Origin of the sequence: Rhodococcus sp. SB1D (assembly GCF_048573875.1) — a bacterium.
Classification (GTDB): domain Bacteria; phylum Actinomycetota; class Actinomycetes; order Mycobacteriales; family Mycobacteriaceae; genus Rhodococcus_F; species Rhodococcus_F qingshengii.
This window is the reverse complement of sequence record NZ_JBMAIQ010000002.1, coordinates 458,660-474,888: the sequence shown is the minus strand read 5'-3', so window position 1 is coordinate 474,888 and position 16,229 is coordinate 458,660. Positions and strand designations below refer to the sequence as shown.

General features: G+C 62.4%; 14 protein-coding genes. 5 read left to right on the top strand and 9 right to left on the bottom strand.

Annotated features, from left to right (window positions below; translation table 11 throughout):
- Nucleotides 1-157: 157 nt before the first annotated feature.
- The 7 genes from ACN50D_RS07785 to ACN50D_RS07755 all read right to left on the bottom strand — a co-directional run bounded on the left by ACN50D_RS07785 (nt 158) and on the right by ACN50D_RS07755 (nt 7,048).
- Nucleotides 158-1,840, bottom strand: a complete 1,683-nt coding sequence (locus ACN50D_RS07785; RefSeq protein WP_211920858.1) for an FAD-dependent oxidoreductase — start codon at nt 1,838-1,840, stop codon at nt 158-160.
- Between the two features lie 81 nt (nt 1,841-1,921).
- Nucleotides 1,922-2,803 carry a hypothetical protein gene (locus tag ACN50D_RS07780; protein WP_211920860.1) on the bottom strand — a complete coding sequence of 294 codons (882 nt, stop codon included), beginning with the start codon at nt 2,801-2,803 and terminating at the stop codon, nt 1,922-1,924.
- A gap of 10 nt (nt 2,804-2,813) precedes the next feature.
- A complete protein-coding gene (locus tag ACN50D_RS07775) occupies nt 2,814-3,032 on the bottom strand; it encodes a dodecin (RefSeq protein WP_003939815.1) in 219 nt (72 codons plus the stop codon).
- Nucleotides 3,033-3,047: 15 nt separating this feature from the next.
- Nucleotides 3,048-4,259 carry a serine hydrolase domain-containing protein gene (locus ACN50D_RS07770; protein ID WP_003940004.1) on the bottom strand — a complete coding sequence of 404 codons (1,212 nt, stop codon included), beginning with the start codon at nt 4,257-4,259 and terminating at the stop codon, nt 3,048-3,050.
- A gap of 108 nt (nt 4,260-4,367) precedes the next feature.
- A complete protein-coding gene (locus tag ACN50D_RS07765) occupies nt 4,368-4,883 on the bottom strand; it encodes a DUF6764 family protein (protein WP_039973227.1) in 516 nt (171 codons plus the stop codon).
- A gap of 78 nt (nt 4,884-4,961) precedes the next feature.
- Nucleotides 4,962-6,002, bottom strand: coding sequence for a non-homologous end-joining DNA ligase (gene ligD, locus ACN50D_RS07760; protein WP_003940248.1), 1,041 nt, complete (start codon nt 6,000-6,002; stop codon nt 4,962-4,964).
- Nucleotides 6,002-7,048 carry an ATP-dependent DNA ligase gene (locus ACN50D_RS07755; RefSeq protein WP_211920862.1) on the bottom strand — a complete coding sequence of 349 codons (1,047 nt, stop codon included), beginning with the start codon at nt 7,046-7,048 and terminating at the stop codon, nt 6,002-6,004. Before ACN50D_RS07755 ends, ligD begins: the two co-directional genes overlap by 1 nt.
- Before the next feature lie 109 nt (nt 7,049-7,157).
- Between ACN50D_RS07755 and lppU the strand changes: the two genes are divergently transcribed.
- Nucleotides 7,158-7,775 (top strand): LppU family putative lipoprotein, encoded by a 618-nt coding sequence (gene lppU / locus ACN50D_RS07750; protein WP_007731384.1) that lies wholly within the window; start codon nt 7,158-7,160, stop codon nt 7,773-7,775.
- Between the two features lie 88 nt (nt 7,776-7,863).
- On the opposite strand, the gene ACN50D_RS07745 is transcribed toward lppU, so the two are convergent.
- Together ACN50D_RS07745 and ACN50D_RS07740 are read right to left on the bottom strand one after the other, a co-directional pair.
- Nucleotides 7,864-9,015, bottom strand: a complete 1,152-nt coding sequence (locus ACN50D_RS07745; RefSeq protein WP_007731382.1) for a magnesium and cobalt transport protein CorA — start codon at nt 9,013-9,015, stop codon at nt 7,864-7,866.
- Between the two features lie 302 nt (nt 9,016-9,317).
- Nucleotides 9,318-9,935 (bottom strand): TetR/AcrR family transcriptional regulator, encoded by a 618-nt coding sequence (locus tag ACN50D_RS07740; RefSeq protein WP_007731377.1) that lies wholly within the window; start codon nt 9,933-9,935, stop codon nt 9,318-9,320.
- A 100-nt stretch (nt 9,936-10,035) separates the two neighbouring features.
- On the opposite strand from ACN50D_RS07740, the gene ACN50D_RS07735 reads away from it, so the two are divergent.
- The 4 genes from ACN50D_RS07735 (at nt 10,036) to ACN50D_RS07720 (ending at nt 16,173) form a co-directional block, all read left to right on the top strand.
- A complete protein-coding gene (locus ACN50D_RS07735; protein WP_007731375.1) occupies nt 10,036-10,950 on the top strand; it encodes an SDR family NAD(P)-dependent oxidoreductase in 915 nt (304 codons plus the stop codon).
- 49 nt (nt 10,951-10,999) lie between these two features.
- On the top strand, nt 11,000-12,601 hold the full coding sequence (locus ACN50D_RS07730) for a PucR family transcriptional regulator (RefSeq protein WP_211920864.1): 1,602 nt from the start codon (nt 11,000-11,002) through the stop codon (nt 12,599-12,601).
- 144 nt (nt 12,602-12,745) lie between these two features.
- Nucleotides 12,746-14,344, top strand: a complete 1,599-nt coding sequence (locus tag ACN50D_RS07725; RefSeq protein WP_211920866.1) for an ABC transporter substrate-binding protein — start codon at nt 12,746-12,748, stop codon at nt 14,342-14,344.
- A gap of 227 nt (nt 14,345-14,571) precedes the next feature.
- Nucleotides 14,572-16,173, top strand: a complete 1,602-nt coding sequence (locus ACN50D_RS07720) for an ABC transporter substrate-binding protein (protein ID WP_211920868.1) — start codon at nt 14,572-14,574, stop codon at nt 16,171-16,173.
- Nucleotides 16,174-16,229: the final 56 nt, after the last annotated feature.

Below are 16,229 nucleotides of genomic sequence, written 5' to 3'. Positions count from 1 at the left end.
TACCCGCCTGGTACCGATGCCGATGCACCATTCGGACGCACCCGCTCGGAGCACACCTACACACCCGAGCACGCCGAAGAGAGCAAACCGCACATTTCCATAGTCATTAACACACAAAAGCGGCAATCGAGCAATTCGGATGTTCGCCCAAACGTTGCTATCCCTCGCTCCGGGCAGCCGCCAACATGGATTCGATGGAGATGAGTTTGGTTCGCGGCCGTCCGGTTGCGGCACCGGATGCGCGTTCTGCCTTGTCGATCCGCTGCCAACCTTGATAGTCCACCTGATCCGGCGACCGGTCTGCCAACAAAACCTGCAACTTGTCGGCATCCTCGGTCGGGGTGGCGAGGCGCCCACCAGCGAAGTCGTCGAAGATCATCGACACGGTCTCGGCGGAGCAGTACTTGTTGGTGCCGATCACGCCAGTCGGTCCGCGCTTGATCCAACCCGCGACGTAGACACCCGGGATCGGCGTGCCGGTCTCGGTGTCGATTACTCTGCCGTTCTCGTTGGGGATCACGCCGCGAGCGTCGTCGAAGGGCAAGTCGGCCATCGGTGTGCCGCGGTATCCGACCGACCGAAGCACCAGTGAAGTGTCGATCGTCTCCTCGGTTTCGGTAGGCCGGGCGGAGAGCTGACCGGTCGGCGTTGCCACCAATTGGTTTTTCACGATCCTCACCTGTGAGACTGCACCGTCGCCGAGGACCTCGACGGGAGAGGTGAGGAACCGGAGAACGATCCGCTTGCGAGAAGGATCTGCGGTACGCGAAGCAAATTCCTGCGCCTGCTTGACCTTGAGCAGGACGGACGGCTCGGCGGCATCGCTTTCCACGAACGCCTGACTGGCCTCGTCGAGTTCGGCTTCGATCGGGTCGACGACTACGTCCACGTTCGCCATCTGTCCGAGCGCCAACAGTTCGGGATTGGTGTACGCGGCCTGCGCCGGCCCACGACGCCCGAGAATGACCACCTCACGAATCTTGCTGTTCCGCAGCGCTTCCAATGCATGCTCGGCGAGGTCCGTCTTCGCAAGCTGGTCAGGGTCGGTCACCAGGATGCGTGCGACGTCGAGTGCGACGTTGCCGTTTCCGACGATCACCGCTCGCTCGCCGGACAGATCGAAAGTCCGATCGGCATATCCCGGGTGGCCGTTGTACCAGGCGACGAACTCGGTGGCGGCGTGACTTCCCGGCAGATCCTCGCCCGGGATCTCGAGCTTGCGATCCCCGGCAGCGCCCACCGCGTAGATCACTGCGTGGTGATGGTCCAAGAGTTCCGAATGCGAGATGTGGGTGCCCACCTCGACGTTGAAGTGGCAGCGCACAGTCTTCTTCGCGACGACGGCGCGGAACTGATCGGTGACCCCCTTGGTTCCGGGATGATCCGGCGCCACGCCGGCGCGCACCAATCCGTAGGGAGTGGGAAGCCGATCGAACATGTCGACCTCGACGCGAGGCTTGCCGGTCAGTTCCATCGCCGCATAGCAGGCTGCGGGGCCGGAGCCGACGATCGCCACTTTCAGCGTTCCCAGTTCGGGATCGATCTTGGCCATCGTGATCGGCTCGGGCCAATCCGGGCCCATCGGATGCTTCTCGAAGTACGACGCATTCATCTGCAGGTACGGCGCGTCGTCCTCGTCGAGTTCGTTGTCCGGGAAGATCGCCTCGACCGGGCACTCGTCCACACACGCACCACAATCGATGCAGGTGTCGGGATCGATGTAGAGCATTTCGGTGGTCGCGAACGGAGCTTCGTCCGGTGTCGGGTGAATGCAATTGACCGGACACACGTCAACACACGAGGCGTCGTTGCAGCACGGCTGCGTGATCACATACGCCATGACATTCCCCTATCCCTGAAACACGAAGCTCGAACTGGTTCCCAGACTATAACGTGTTCCAATTTGGCGCGAGAATCGTTTTCAGATCACCCCATTGCGCTTCAGCAGCCACACCGCCTGCACGGTGGCGTGACCTCGCCATTCCAACGCCGCGGCGGGTGAATAGCTGTCGAAATCCACCGCCCAACCGCCGTCGCCATGTTGTCGCGCAGCGAGCGCAGACAGTTCGGACTCGATCACTGATGCGTCGAACAACGCGCGGGTCGGGCCGCCGGGAAGCGGTGAGAAATCGAGGGGCCGCATGAATTCGCCCTCGGCTCCCCCGTCCACGTGAACCAAGCCGTCAGCCGGGATACGCGAACCAAGAGTGCTCACCAACGACGACGCTTCGGGACTGTTCCGGTGAACCGCGTCGAGAAACTGCAAGGCAAAGGCCAGCTCGAGGGCATGCAGAGAATCCGCCCCGTCGATCGCGTCGAGGCAATATCGAACGGCAGAGGCGAACCACGGATGTTCGGCGACGGCCTCGTCGAATTCGGCAACGCGAGCCGCTGCAGCACACACGATGCTGGTGATCTGCAACGACGGCGCCAACGGATCTGCATCCACCCAGAAGGGCGCACACCCGGCTGGGTCTGCAATCGGGAAGGCGAAGGGTAAACCGCCGCCTGCCAGCGAATTGGTCTGCAACCAGTCGCACAGTTCGACCGCTCTGGGCGTCGGCGTTCCGATGTCGGCAAAGGCTTCGAAGGCATGCAGCGCTCCGCCAGGTTGGCTGGTTGCCGAGCGAAGATCCGGTTCGAGTCCCCAGCCGTACCCACCGTCCGGGTTGCGATAACCGTCCACGGCCGCACAAACCGCGGCCCGGTCACCCTGTCCGAGAATCAAATTCAGCCGATGCCGATCGAGAGTCCTGGCATGTCCCGCCATAAACCCGACGGCCGCCCTGAGATCAACACTCATGAACGACGACTCAAGATTCGTCGCCGTCGAGCCGGAAGCCGACCTTCAACGTGACCTGGAAATGCGCCACGGCGCCGTTCTCGATGTGACCGCGAGTTTCCACCACCTCGAACCATTCGAGGTTGCGCACCGTCTCGTTCGCCCGGGCGATGGCGGTGCGAATTGCCGCGTCACTGCTCTCGGTGGACGAGCCGACGATCTCGGTCACCCGGTACACGTTGCTGCTCATGGCATTCCCTTCGTGTCAGATTCGACGAACCAACTCCTGCGCCTCGGCGCCGAGCCTCGCAAGGCGAAGATCACCGAGAGCTGTCACAGCACTACCCAACCTGTTGGTGGTGAAACCGAGCGAGAGTCCGCTGGACAGGTCCGCATACGCGCCTGAACCGCCGACTCCGTAGTGGCCTATCGCATTCCGCGGCTGCCGCCGCGCGGCAATGATTGGCGGGTGGTAACCGAGAGTCCAGTTGGGCCGCACCGCCAGCACGTAATCCCGATCGCGAGTCTGGATGGTCGACATCTGGTCGATGGTCGATTCCTTCAGGAACCGCTTCCCGTCGATCACGCCGCCGTTCGCGATGGCGCCGTACATCTTCGCGAGAGCACGCGCGCTGAACACTCCGTTCCAGCCCGGCATGACGGCGTCGTGGACAGCCGGGTTGCGCACCATGACGTCGAAACCGTCCGGCATCGCGGCCTCCGCGAGTCCGCGAGTCGGACCGACGTGTGAGAGCACGGTCGACGCGAAGGCCCAGTTCAAGCCGGCAGGGTTGATATGTGGGAACAGCTTCGCGATCCGTGGACGCTCGGTTTCGGGTACGCGGTACCAGAATTCGTCGACTCCGAGGGGCTTCGCTATCTCCGCTTGTACGACGTCGATGAACGGCTGACCGGACACCCTGGCCACAAGTTCGGCTACCAACCAGCCGTAGGTCACAGCGTGATAGCCGGGGCCTCGAAGCCGACGCGGATCCGGTTTCTCGGCAGCCAGGGCGGCAACGACCGCGTCGTAGTCCATCAGGTCGAGAGGATGCGGCATCAAGCCGCGAACTCGGTGAAGGCCCGCGCGATGTGACATCAGTTCGCGGACGGTGATCTTGTCCTTGCCGGCCGCCGCGAATTCAGGCCAGTACCGAGCAACCGGGGCGTCGTAGTCGATCAACCCACGTTCGGCGAGTCGGTGAACGACGGTGCTGGCGACGCCTTTGCCGGTCGAGAACGACAGCGACACCGTGTCGTGGTCCCAGCGCCGATCACGATCGGCATTGCCGGCCCAGATGTCGAGAACTTTCTCGCCTCCCAGGTACACGACCAGCGCGCCGCCGCCTTGTTGCGGTTGGCGATACATCGCGAAGAAGCGGTCGGCCAAGGGAAGGAATCGCCGGTCCACGTACAGCTCGGTGCGCGAAGGCACCTCCACCCGGGCGAGTGAACCCCGTCGTGCACTGGGAGTCATCGCGTCCTCCGATCCCCGCTGATCAAGTTGCCCGGTCACCCGATCGGTGGCAGGAGCTTGACACCATTGTGACCACTGTCACGCAAGAGGCTCAGGGCCGGGGTGCCCTCACGGGGTGACCCACGTCGAAGTGCCGTCGCTGAAACATCCCTGACCTGTGGCGATATTGAAAACAAGGGTGGGACCACCTGAGCAGATCGCCCCGACGTCCGCGTCACCCACTGCCGCTCTGCCGCCAGGTCCGCTGAGCACCACGGCAAAGGGTGAGGAGTCGGTGCGACCGAGTGCGAGCGAACCCGGGCCGTACGCGACCGCGGCAAGTAACCCACCGCGCGACTCCGCCGCAGCAACGCCGCCGAAGAGGCCGAGGCCTGCCGACCTGCCGCCGTCTCGAGAATCCGCGACGCCGACGCCGTCGCCCTCGACGTGTGAAATCGCGTAACTGGAGGGATCTGCCACCGCTCGGCATGCGGATGACCCGTCGACGATCGTCTGATCTTGCCCGCGCGCCGAACAATCCAACGTCGCGGCTGACGCTGTTCCGCTACCGAGTGACAATCCGAAGGCGGCAAGAATCACACCGCCCGCCGCTAAGCTTGCTGCTCGCATTTTCCGGCGATCCATATCCAACCCCCACAGTGCATTCGACGTGACCGTACATTCGACGTCTGATCGAATTACCCGATATGTCCGCCTCTGACGCTACCCGTCTTTGTTCTTCCGATCGCGGTCCTTGCTCGGTTGAACACGTTTGGGTTCACCGGGCATTTTGGGATAGTTCGGCGGGTACGGCAGATCGCCCAGTCCTGCCGCCAGATCCTTCTCCCACATCTCCAACAGAACATCGAGGGCAAAGGCCTTGTCGTGCATGGCTTCCATCGGATCACCACGATCGGCGAGCAAGCCGGGAACCGTGGCGATGGTGCAGTCGTCTGGATGCACGTCGCGCAGTTCGTCCCAGGTCACCGGCGTCGACACAGTTGCGATCGGCGTCTTACGAGCGGAATACGCCGCCGCGATCGTCCGGTCACGGGCATTCTGATTGAAGTCGATGAAGATCCGTTCACCCCGCTCTTCCTTCCACCACGCGGTTGTGGCGCGATCGGCACTACGACGCTCGACTTCACGAGCAAGGGCGATACCCGCGTGACGGACCTCGACAAAATCCCAGCGCGCCTCGAGCGGGATGTAGACGTGAAGGCCTCGGCCACCGGACGTCTTGGGAAATCCTTCCAATCCCAACTCGGCGAGCAGAGGGCGAAGGACCTCGTCCGCGATGGCAACGGCCTCGTCGAACCCGGTCCCCGGTTGCGGATCGAGATCGATGCGCAGTTCGTCCGGGTGGTCGGTGTCCGGGCACCGCACGGCCCAGGGATGAAACGTGACAGTCCCGAGATTGGCGGCCCACACGATGTTCGCAGCACTTCGCACTCGAAGGACGTCGGCCTTGCGACCCGACGGGAACGTGACCTCGCAGGATTCGACGTGCTCGGGCCGTTTTGCCGGCAGCCGCTTCTGGTAAACCTCTTCGCCCTCGATGCCGTCGGGGAATCGCTGAAGATGCGTGGGCCGATCTTGGAGCGCCCGCAACGCTGCACCCTGCAGCGCCACCGTTCGGTAGTACTCGACAAGATGCCGTTTGGTTCCGCCGTCCTCACCCAACTGCGGATAGTAGATCTTGTCCGGGCTCGACAATCGGACCGCGATCCCGTCGACGTCCAGTTCCTCTGCCGGGCTCGCCATCACTTACCACCTGCAAGAACATCCGCGAAGTCGTATCGCACCGGAACCTCCAACTGATCGAATGTGCATTCGTCGGGCACCCTGTCCGGACGCCAGCGCAGGAATCGTGCGGCGTGCCGAAAGCGTTCCCCTTCCATCTGGTCGTACGCCACTTCGAGCACCCGCTCAGGACGAAGCGGAATCCAGGAGCGGTCTGCGGCCGATCTCCACCGGCTGGCCTCTCCCTCGGCTACAACGTCGTCGCCGAGGCGCAAAGGTTCGAGTTCGGCCAACAACTCGATCCGCCGCGCCGCGGTGAAAGCCGAAGCGCCACCGATCATCTTCAATTCGGAACCGTCGTACAGACCCAGAAGCATCGACCCGATACCTGGCTGACTCTTGTGGGGACGGTAGCCCAGCAGTACGACATCCGCGGTCCTGGCGTGTTTCACCTTGATCATCTCGCGTTTGTTCGGCAGGTACGGTCCCGCCAGCTTCTTGGCGACAACCCCGTCGAGGCCCGCGCCTTCGAAGGTTTCGAACCAGGCCATTGCTTCGGCGCTGTCGGCCGTCGCTGCCGTGACGTGGCAACTCGGACCGCCACCGACGGAATCTAGGAGCAGCGCACGTCGGACCCCGAAGTCCTCGATCGAGACGTCGCGATCCCCGAGCGCCAGTAAATCGAACCCGACAAATTGCGCTGGCGTCTGTTCCGACAACAATGCGACGCGGCTCGCGGCGGGGTGAATCCGCTCGGAGAGCGCTTCCCAACTCAGGCGCGTCACACCGTCGATCTCACGGGGAACCACCAGTTCTCCGTCCACCACACATTTTTCGGGCAATTCAGACTTGACGGCTTCCACCGCTTCGGGAAAGTACCGCGCCAGGTCCTTTCCTCCTCGCGATCCGAGCACCACTTCGTCACCGTCACGAAAGATGATTGCTCGAAATCCGTCCCATTTCGGCTCGTACGACCACGTCGGGTCACCGGACTCGGGCTGAGGCGGCACAGTGGCCGCAGCCTTCGCGAGCATCGGGGCAAGCGGCGGCATCAGGGGTAGCTCCACCTACCCATACTGACAGTCCGGTTGGCAATTCGACTACCGATGTATTGGAATAGGTCCCGAACAATCCACGAACCAACAGAATTATCCAAGAATCAACAAAGGGGTCCTTATGTCCGGAATCGTCCGGCGACTTTGCACTGCGGTGATCGCAACTTCTGCAATCGCCGCCTTCACCGTCGGTTGCGGTTCCGACATCGAGCCGAAAGCCATTGCGGAATCATCTTCCTCGGTTGCCGATTCGACCACTACCTCCGCGGCCCCGACCACCTCGAAGATCACCGGCCAGGAGGGCTCGGACGACGGCGGCGACGTCGACATCGACGTGTCGATCGGTGATTGCGTCAAGCTCGGAGGCACCACGACGGCCGCGGAAATCGACAACGCGGACTGCGGTAGCAAGGATTCCAACTACAAGGTGGTCGCCAAGGTTCCCACCTCTGATCTGTGTGCCTCCGATGTCGACTCGTACTACTACGAGACCCTCGCGGGTGACGAGCAGGGCGCTGTCTGTCTCGACGTCGACTGGGTAGTCGGCGGATGCATGGACCTCGGCAGCGGAATGGACGAGCCCGCCCGCATCGAATGCTCGGATACCAGCGGCACCAATGTAGTCGAGGTCGTCGAAATCCTGCAGAACTCCACGTCGATCGACGAATGCGGTTCGGGGGCAGACTCGGGATTCGAGCACCCGGAACGTAAGTTCACGGTCTGCGTCGCAACGCTCTGATTCGAGCGCCCTCCCGAAAAACACCTGTGCGCCTTGACAACCGATCTCGGTTGGCAAGGCGCACAGCGCTTTCTACAGCCGGCGCTTTCTACAGCCAGCCCCGACGCTTGAAGATCGTGTAGAGACTTCCACAGGTCAGGAACATCATCGAGAGTGCAAACGGATAGCCCAAGTGCCAGTGCAGCTCCGGCATGTCGTCGAAGTTCATTCCGTACACGGTTCCGATGAGCGTCGGCGCGAAGAGAATTGCCGCCCACGCCGAGACCTTCTTGATCTCCTCGTTCTGCGCGTAGCTCGCCTGCGTCAGATTGCGCATCTCCTCGTTCTGGTTCTGCGACACCAGAGTTGCGTTCACCGTGAGGATGTTTCCGAGCAACTGACGAAAGCCGTCGGCCCGCTCCACCACCGTCGTCGCATGGTCGGTGACGTCGCGCAGGTATCGCTGGAGTTCCTCGTCCGTGTGGTACTTGTCGAACCCTGCCGACAACCCACGCAGCATTCCCAGCAGCGGACGCGTCGCCCGCTGGAATTCGATCACCTCACGGGTCAGTTCGTAGATGCGACGCGAAACTCCGGGATCGCCACTGAATACTTCGGTTTCGATCTCGTCGATGTCGTTCTGCAGGCCGGCCACCACCGGGGCGTACCCGTCGACGACTGCGTCGAGAATGGCATAGAGAACGGCCTCGGTACCCAACCGCAACAGGTCAGGATCGTTCTCCATGCGAGTCCGCACCGCCGACAGATCCGGCGATTCACTGTGACGGACGGTCAGAATGAAGTTCGGACCACAGAAGATGTGCAACTCGCCGAATTCGACCCGCTCGGTCTCGTCGCGGTACCGCGCAGCACGCAGCACCACGAACAGCGTCTTACCGTAGCGCTCGAGCTTGGGGCGCTGGTGCGCGACGATCGCATCCTCGACCGCCAGTTCGTGGAGGTCGAAATGTTGTGCAGCGGCATACAACTGGGCGTCGTCGGGCCGGTACATGCCGATCCACGCCATCGACTGCGAATCCGGAAGGCATGACAGTGCTTCCGCCAGCGTGGACGGTGACGCTATCCGCTCGCCGTCGCGGTACACGCCGCTGTTGACGACGGTCGATTCGACGGGCGCCACCGCCTCGGGCGGGGCAGCCTTGACGACGGTGCGTGCGGCACGCGAGTGTCCGGGATGTGAGTCACCGAGCCCCGCGGAACGACGTGGCAGTACCGAACGTGAACGACGAAATTCGCGCATGCTGAACAGCTTTCGAGGGAAGAGTGAACGACGACGCTTGCTTCACAGCAAAGCCGAAGCCGATGAACACACGATGAAGCTGCAGCAAAATACCGGATCAACCCGGGCGGCTACAGCTTCAGTTGGTACTCGGAGGTTGGCCACGCATTACAGCCACACCTCCTCTTCCCTGAATTCCTACGCAAGTCCGCGCACGACGCCAACATGCTACCCCGACTGTCAGAGCACGACAAACCGAACGACAAGCCGCAGGACAGCACGAACCGGTCGGAGAAAACCCGCTCGACGAATGCAGCTTTCAGTCAGTTCGCAGCGCGCAATCCGCCGATCAACAGTTCGACGATCTGGTCCGCCAACGACTCCGTCTCCGCCAACGTCTGCCCTTCACGCCTTCGGTACCAGAGGTCGATGCCGTTGAGACTGCTGAGGAGGACTTTTGCCGCCATTCGAGGTGAGCCCGCACGAATGGAACCATCCGCGACACCTTCGGTCATCACGTCGACGAACAGATTCTCGTAGTCGAGTCGCAGCGAATTCAGTTCCACGAGGACTTGCTGTTGCCTCGGCTTGAGCGCGGAGTTCATCTGACCCCGGACACCTTGGTGGATCGTGTGGTGGTACCCGAGATGTGTCATGAGATTGACCAGGTGGGCGTGCGACATCGCTTCGAGACGCGCGAGGCCGCTTTCTGCCCCGCCCATCCGAGACTCGACCTCAGCGCGGAGCAGGCTCATCCCGCGCTCGTAGATTGCCAGGTAGATGTCGAACTTCGAACGAAAGTGGTAGTAGACAAGACCTTTGGTGGCGCCGATTCGATCGGCCAGTAAATCTACAGTCGTGGCTGCGTAACCGTCTTCGGCAAAGGCGTCGGCGGCGCTGGTGATGATCGCGGATCGCACGTCCGGAAGATCACTACTCATTCGACTTCCACTCCCATTCACACTGCCTGCCGGCCCTTGACTGTTTCCACGCCATCGCATAGTAATACTGAGTAGTATCCCAGATCAGAGAGGTTTTCCCATGTCGTTGGATTTTTCCGGCAAGGTAGCGATCATCACGGGCGCAGGCGGCGGACTCGGCCGTTCACACGCATTGGCCCTCGCCGCACGCGGCGCACGCGTCGTCGTCAACGACATGGGTGGCTCGGTCAACGGCAGTGGCGGCGCTGATACCGCAGCCGCCAAAGTAGTGGCGGAAATCGTCGAGCTGGGCGGCGAGGCCATCGCGGACCACTGCGACATCACCGACGTCGACGCCGTTGCCGCCATGGTCGCGACGGCCGTGGACAAGTGGGGCCGCGTGGACATCCTGATCAACAACGCCGGAATCCTGCGCGACAAGTCGTTCATCAAGGCCGAGCTCGACGACTTCCGCAAAGTCATCGACGTGCATCTGATGGGTTCCGTCATCTGTTCCAAGGCAGTCTGGCCGCACATGGTCGAACAGAACTACGGACGCATCCTCATGACTACGTCGGCATCGGGAATTTACGGCAACTTCGGCCAGGCGAACTACGGCGCCGCGAAGTCCGGCGTCGTCGGCCTGATGAACGTTCTCGCCATCGAGGGCGAACGCAAGGGCATCCGCGTCAACTCGCTGGCCCCGACCGCCGCGACCCGCATGACCGAAGACCTCCTCGACGAGAAGACTCTCGCTCTGCTTGCACCCGAATCGATTTCACCCGGCGCACTGTTCATGGTCTCCGATGACGCACCGACGAAGACCATCCTCAGCGCCGGCGCCGGCGTCTTCGCGATCGCTCGCATGGAGGAGTCGCAGGGCGTCTACATCCCCGAAGGCGCACTCTCCCCCGAGGTCGTCGCCGAACGGTGGTCCGAGATCAGTGACATGACCGATTCCGTCCAGGTGCCCGCGGCGTTCGATCAGACCCGCCGGTTCGTCGAGAAGGCCGTGGCGGAGCAGCCCAGCAACTGAGCAGGGCAACCAGACAACTGATCGACCCCGCTCCCCCTAAGGTGTGGTGGTGACCACACCTACGGGAGTATCGATCGTCGACATCGTCGACAGACTGGGAATGACGTTCCTCAGCGGTGGCGACACCGTCGACGGCGCCCGCACTGTCAGCCGCGTGACCCTGCACGAAGGGTCCGAAGCTACCCAGGACAGTGCGGGCGCCGTCGTACTCGGCGCAGGTCTCGCAGGTTCGGCCGATATCGCAACGGCGGTAAGAGAATACGGCTCGGCAGGTGCGGTAGCGCTGATCGTCAAAGAGCCCCTGGACTTCGACGGCCTCGTCGAGAAGGCGGTGGCCGACACCGACGTCGCACTCCTCGGAATGGTCAAGGATGCAAGCTGGCTGCAAAGCGCGTCGTTGATCAACGAGATCCTCGAATCCGGCAACAACGGGGACCGCACGTCGGCCGCCGACGCCGACCTGTTCGATCTTGCCAACTCGATCGCTCAGGTATTGAACGGCCCGGTCACCATCGAGAATCAGTCGAGCCGGATCCTCGCGTTCTCGGCGGATCAAGCCTTCGGCGACGAGGCACGTAAGCAGAGTGTCCTCGGACATCAAGTGCCGCAGCACTATTCCGATCGGCTCAGGTCAATGGGGTATTTCAACAAGATCTACGGCTCTACCCTGCCGGTATTTCTACCGGGTATCGGGCCGGGCATCAGGCCCCGCGTCGGCATGCGAATACATGCGGCATCGCAGATCCTCGGTTCGATCTGGGTGATCTTGGACGAGGAGCCGAACGAATTGCAGGTCAAAACGCTCGTCGAGGCGGCGGGCGTGGCCGCGATGAGTTTACTTCGCGCCAAGCTGGCCGCGGATTCGGCACGACGGCTGAGGTTGGGCGAGGTGATCACGTTACTGAGTGGCGGCACTTCGGCCAAGGAAGCGGCCGAGCGACTGGGCTACGGCCGCTCGAAGGCAAACGTACTTGCGGCCGGCTTCCGTAGCGGCGCCGGTGCATCGTTGGAGGCCGAAGCCGATGTCGATCAACTGGCCCTGACACTCAATACCTATCTCGACCAAGTATTTCCGTTGTCGGTGGCGGCAGCGATCGGCGGCACCGTCTACGCCGTCATCCCACACACCCGGCATCAGACCGACGACGACTACGTGCGTCGGATCGCGTCGGAGTTTGCAGACCGTTCCCGTTCGGAAAAGTCGGTGGTCATCGGAATCGGTGCGACAGTGGCCGACGTGATGACGCTGGAGAAGTCACGCGACGAAGCCGACCGAGCGCTTCGCGTTCTGAGGTCGACGTGGAATTCTTCGGGCCGGACCGTCGCGTGCGCCGACGACGTGCAGATCAATTCCCTACTTCTGCGCCTCTCCGACGCCCTGGCGGACGAGAACGAGACCGCATCGGGTCCGCTCGCGGTACTGCGTGAGTACGACCGCAGTCACGACATCAACCTTGTCGACACGCTCCGCGCCTGGCTCGACACGTTCGGCGACATTCCGGCTGCTGCGTCCTTGGTTCACATCCACGTCAACACGTTCCGGTACCGCCTCAAGAAGCTTGCCGGGATTGCCGGCATCGATCTCGATGATCCGGAAACTCGATTCAGCCTGATGCTCCAGCTTCGTCTCTTCCATCCGACAATGTTGTAGCGATCTACCAAGTCTCACGAAACATTCGTAAATCCGGACGATGTTCTCGTTCTTTTGTTGGGTGAAGATTCAAGCAATCGTCTTTTGCTCCTGACCCGACAGACCTCGCGTCACTCGGGCGGGACCACACCTTCCGGAGGCACCATGAAACAACGGTCCTACGCACTACTGGCTGCGGCAACTGGCACCGTTCTTGCCCTGACCGCGTGCTCAACGGGTGGCTCATCGGGTTCGGGTGGGGGTGAACCCGTCACGGACGGCACCTTCAAATTGGCTCTCGTGGCCGACCCCGGCGCTCTGAATCCGCTGATGACCGCCGCTTCGCCGGCGCACCAACTGGCGCGTCTGAGCTACGACTATCTGCTCCATCCGGATCCCGATACCGGCGTAACCAAGCCGTGGCTCGCCGAGAAATGGGAAGAGACAACCACTTCCGCGTCCTTCACCATTCGCGACGGCGTCACCTGTAACGACGGATCCGCTCTGACTGCCCAGACCGTCGCCGACAACGTCAATTTCATCACCAACGCAGCAAACAAATCCGCTCTCCGCGGGGTGTACGCACCGGCAACTGCAACTGCCACCGCCGACCCGGCGACCCGGACCGTAACGGTCACAACTCCGGAACCCTCTCCGTTCCTGCTTCTCAACCTGGCGCGAATACCGATCATGTGCGAGGCCGGGTTGAAGGATCCGACGGCGGCAAACAAGACGACCTTCGGGTCGGGCATGTTCCAGATGACCGAGGCAGTCGCCAACGATCATTACTCCTACGTTCGGCGCGACGGATACAACTGGGGACCGGACGGCACTACCTCCGACACTGCCGGTGTACCCAAGAATGTCGTCGCATCCATCATCACGAACAACAGCACAGCGGCCAACCAGGTGTTGTCCGGTGATCTGAATGCCGCTGCCGTCTCCGGCCCCGATCAGGACCGCATGAACGCCGCGAACTTGGATACCGTCAAGCAGCCTGCTCCAGCGGGCGAGATGTTCTTCAACCACAGTCCCGGCAATCCGACGAGCGATCCTGCCGTACGCAAGGCGCTGGTCCAGGCTCTCAATCTCGACGACCTCGCCGAGATCTTCACCGCCGGCCGCGGAACCCGATCGACCACGATGGTGTCCATCGAACCGCGGGCCTGCATCTACGACTCTGTCGCCGGAAACCTACCGGACTTCGATACCAGTGCGGCCGCAGCAACTCTCGAGTCTGCGGGCTGGAAGGTCGGCGCGGACGGTAAACGCAGCAAGGACGGCACACCGCTCCGAATTCGGATGGTCTACGAGACGTTCGGCGACGCGACCGATGCTGCCGCCGACGTCGCAGTCAACGCGTGGAACGACCTGGGCGCCACCGTTGAACTCACCAGTGGAGACTCGAACAAGATTCTCGATGTCGCACTCAGCGGCAAGGACAACACGGCGTGGGATGTCGCGTGGGAGCCGATCAACGTCGCGCTGCCCAGCATGCTGGTCCCCTTCCTCTCCGGTCCGGTGCCCGCTGCGGGAATGAACTTTGCGTCGATCTCCAACCCGGCCTACGACGCAGCCGTCACCAAGGCTTCCGGGCTGACGTGCGAGGACGCTTGTGCCGCTTGGGCAGACGCTGAGTCCGAGATCATCAAAGCAAACTCGGCGGTACCTTTTGCCGACAAGATCACGACTCTCTACTTCAACAATGCGGGTCTTGCATTCGGCCGCAATTTCATCGGTTCGGCCCTGCGCCTGTACCAGTAGACCGCCGGTAGCGACCGGGGAAATCGTCGTGTTTCGCCGGTCGCTGTCGGTATACGGACAGGTATTCACTGATCCTGACGGTTTTCGTGGGAGCGGACGAAAATCGACCCGATTTTCGTGAGGATCGACAGAGATGCGCGTCACGTCATGCGCCAAGATTTAGCAGTCAACACTCAACCGCGCCCTCACGTTTTTCGCTCGGGCCCCTGCTCCATCACGGAGGCACCATGAAACACCGCTTCTATCCAACACTTGCGGCAGCCGCAGGGCTCACGCTTGTGTTGTCTGCTTGTGGCTCGGGAGGCACGTCCTCGGGCGCCAGTGGCGGTGAACCGGCCACCGACGGGACCTTCCGTTTCGCCCTGCAGGCCGATCCGGGTGCACTCAACCCGATCATGTCGGCCGCCTCGGCGACCGCCGAGTTGTCTCGTTTGGCGTACGACTACCTGATCTACCAGGATCCCGATACCAGTGAAGTCGGACCGTGGTTGGCGGAGAAGTGGGAGGAGACCCCGACCTCGGCGTCCTTCACCATCCGTGACGGGGTGACCTGTACCGACGGATCGACGCTGACACCGCAGACCGTCGCGGACAACATCAACTTCGTGGCCAACCCGGACAACGGTTCACAGTTGCGCGGGTCCTCCGTGCCGACCGGCGCCACTGCGACTGCCGATCCTGCAACGCACACTGTCACGGTGACCACTCCGGCGCCGAGCCCGTTCCTTCTTCTCAACGTCGGTCGCCTGCCGATCCTGTGCGAGGCCGGATTGAAAGATCCGACAGCGTCGAACAAGAAGTCGCTCGGCACCGGCATGTTCGAAGTCACCGAAGTTGCCGCCAACGACCACTACACGTTCCAGCGTCGCGAGGGCTACAACTGGGGCCCCGACGGCACGACCTCCGACACCCCGGGCGTCCCCAAGACGGTCGTCGCCGCCATGTCGCCGAACGTGAGCACCGCCGCAAATCAGCTGCTCTCGGGTGAACTCAACGCAGCTCCGATCGCCGGTCCGGACAAGGACCGCGTCGCGGCAGCCAATCTGGACTCCGTCGGTCGGCCTCTGCCGGCAGGCCAGATGTACTTCAACCAGATCGCGAGTAATCCCACCAGCGATCCCGCAGTGCGCAAGGCCCTGATCCAAGCGGTCGATCTCGACGACCTCACTCAGGTCATCACCGCCGGACACGGGGTCCGGGCAACCAGCCTCGTCGCTGTCGAACCGCGCGCCTGCGTTTACGACTCTGTCGCAGGCAACATTCCGGACTTCGACCTCACTGCCGCCAAGGCAACACTGGACGGCGCTGGTTGGACCGCCGGCGCTGACGGCAAGCGAAGCAAGGATGGCAAGCCGCTCAATCTCCGCCTCGTGTACGACGGCACCGACGATCCGCGCAACGCGGCGGCCGAACTTGCTCAGTCGGCGTGGTCCGAACTCGGCGCAAACGTCGAGGTGACCGGGGGCGACTCGAACAAGATCATCGACGTCATTCTGAGCGGCAAGGACAACTCTGCCTGGGACATCGCCTGGGTCCAGGTCAACTCCTCGCTGCCCAGCACCTTCACTGCGTACTTTGCCGGGCCGGTTCCCGCAGCAGGCAAGAACTTCGGATCGGTCAGCAACCCCGCCTACGAAGCAGCAGCCACCAAGGCTTCCGGTCTGACCGGTAGCGACGCTTGTGACGCCTGGGCCGACGCCGAGTCGGAGCTCACCAAGACGATCGCGGCCGTGCCCTTCGCAGACTCCGTCATGAACGTGTACTTCAACAAGGCCGGACTCTCATTCGGCAAGTCGCTCAACGGTTCTGCGCTGCGTCTCTACCAGTAGGCCGTCCGCCCACTCTGAAATATCTTCCCGCCCCAGCATCCCGCCCTCCGGAAAGA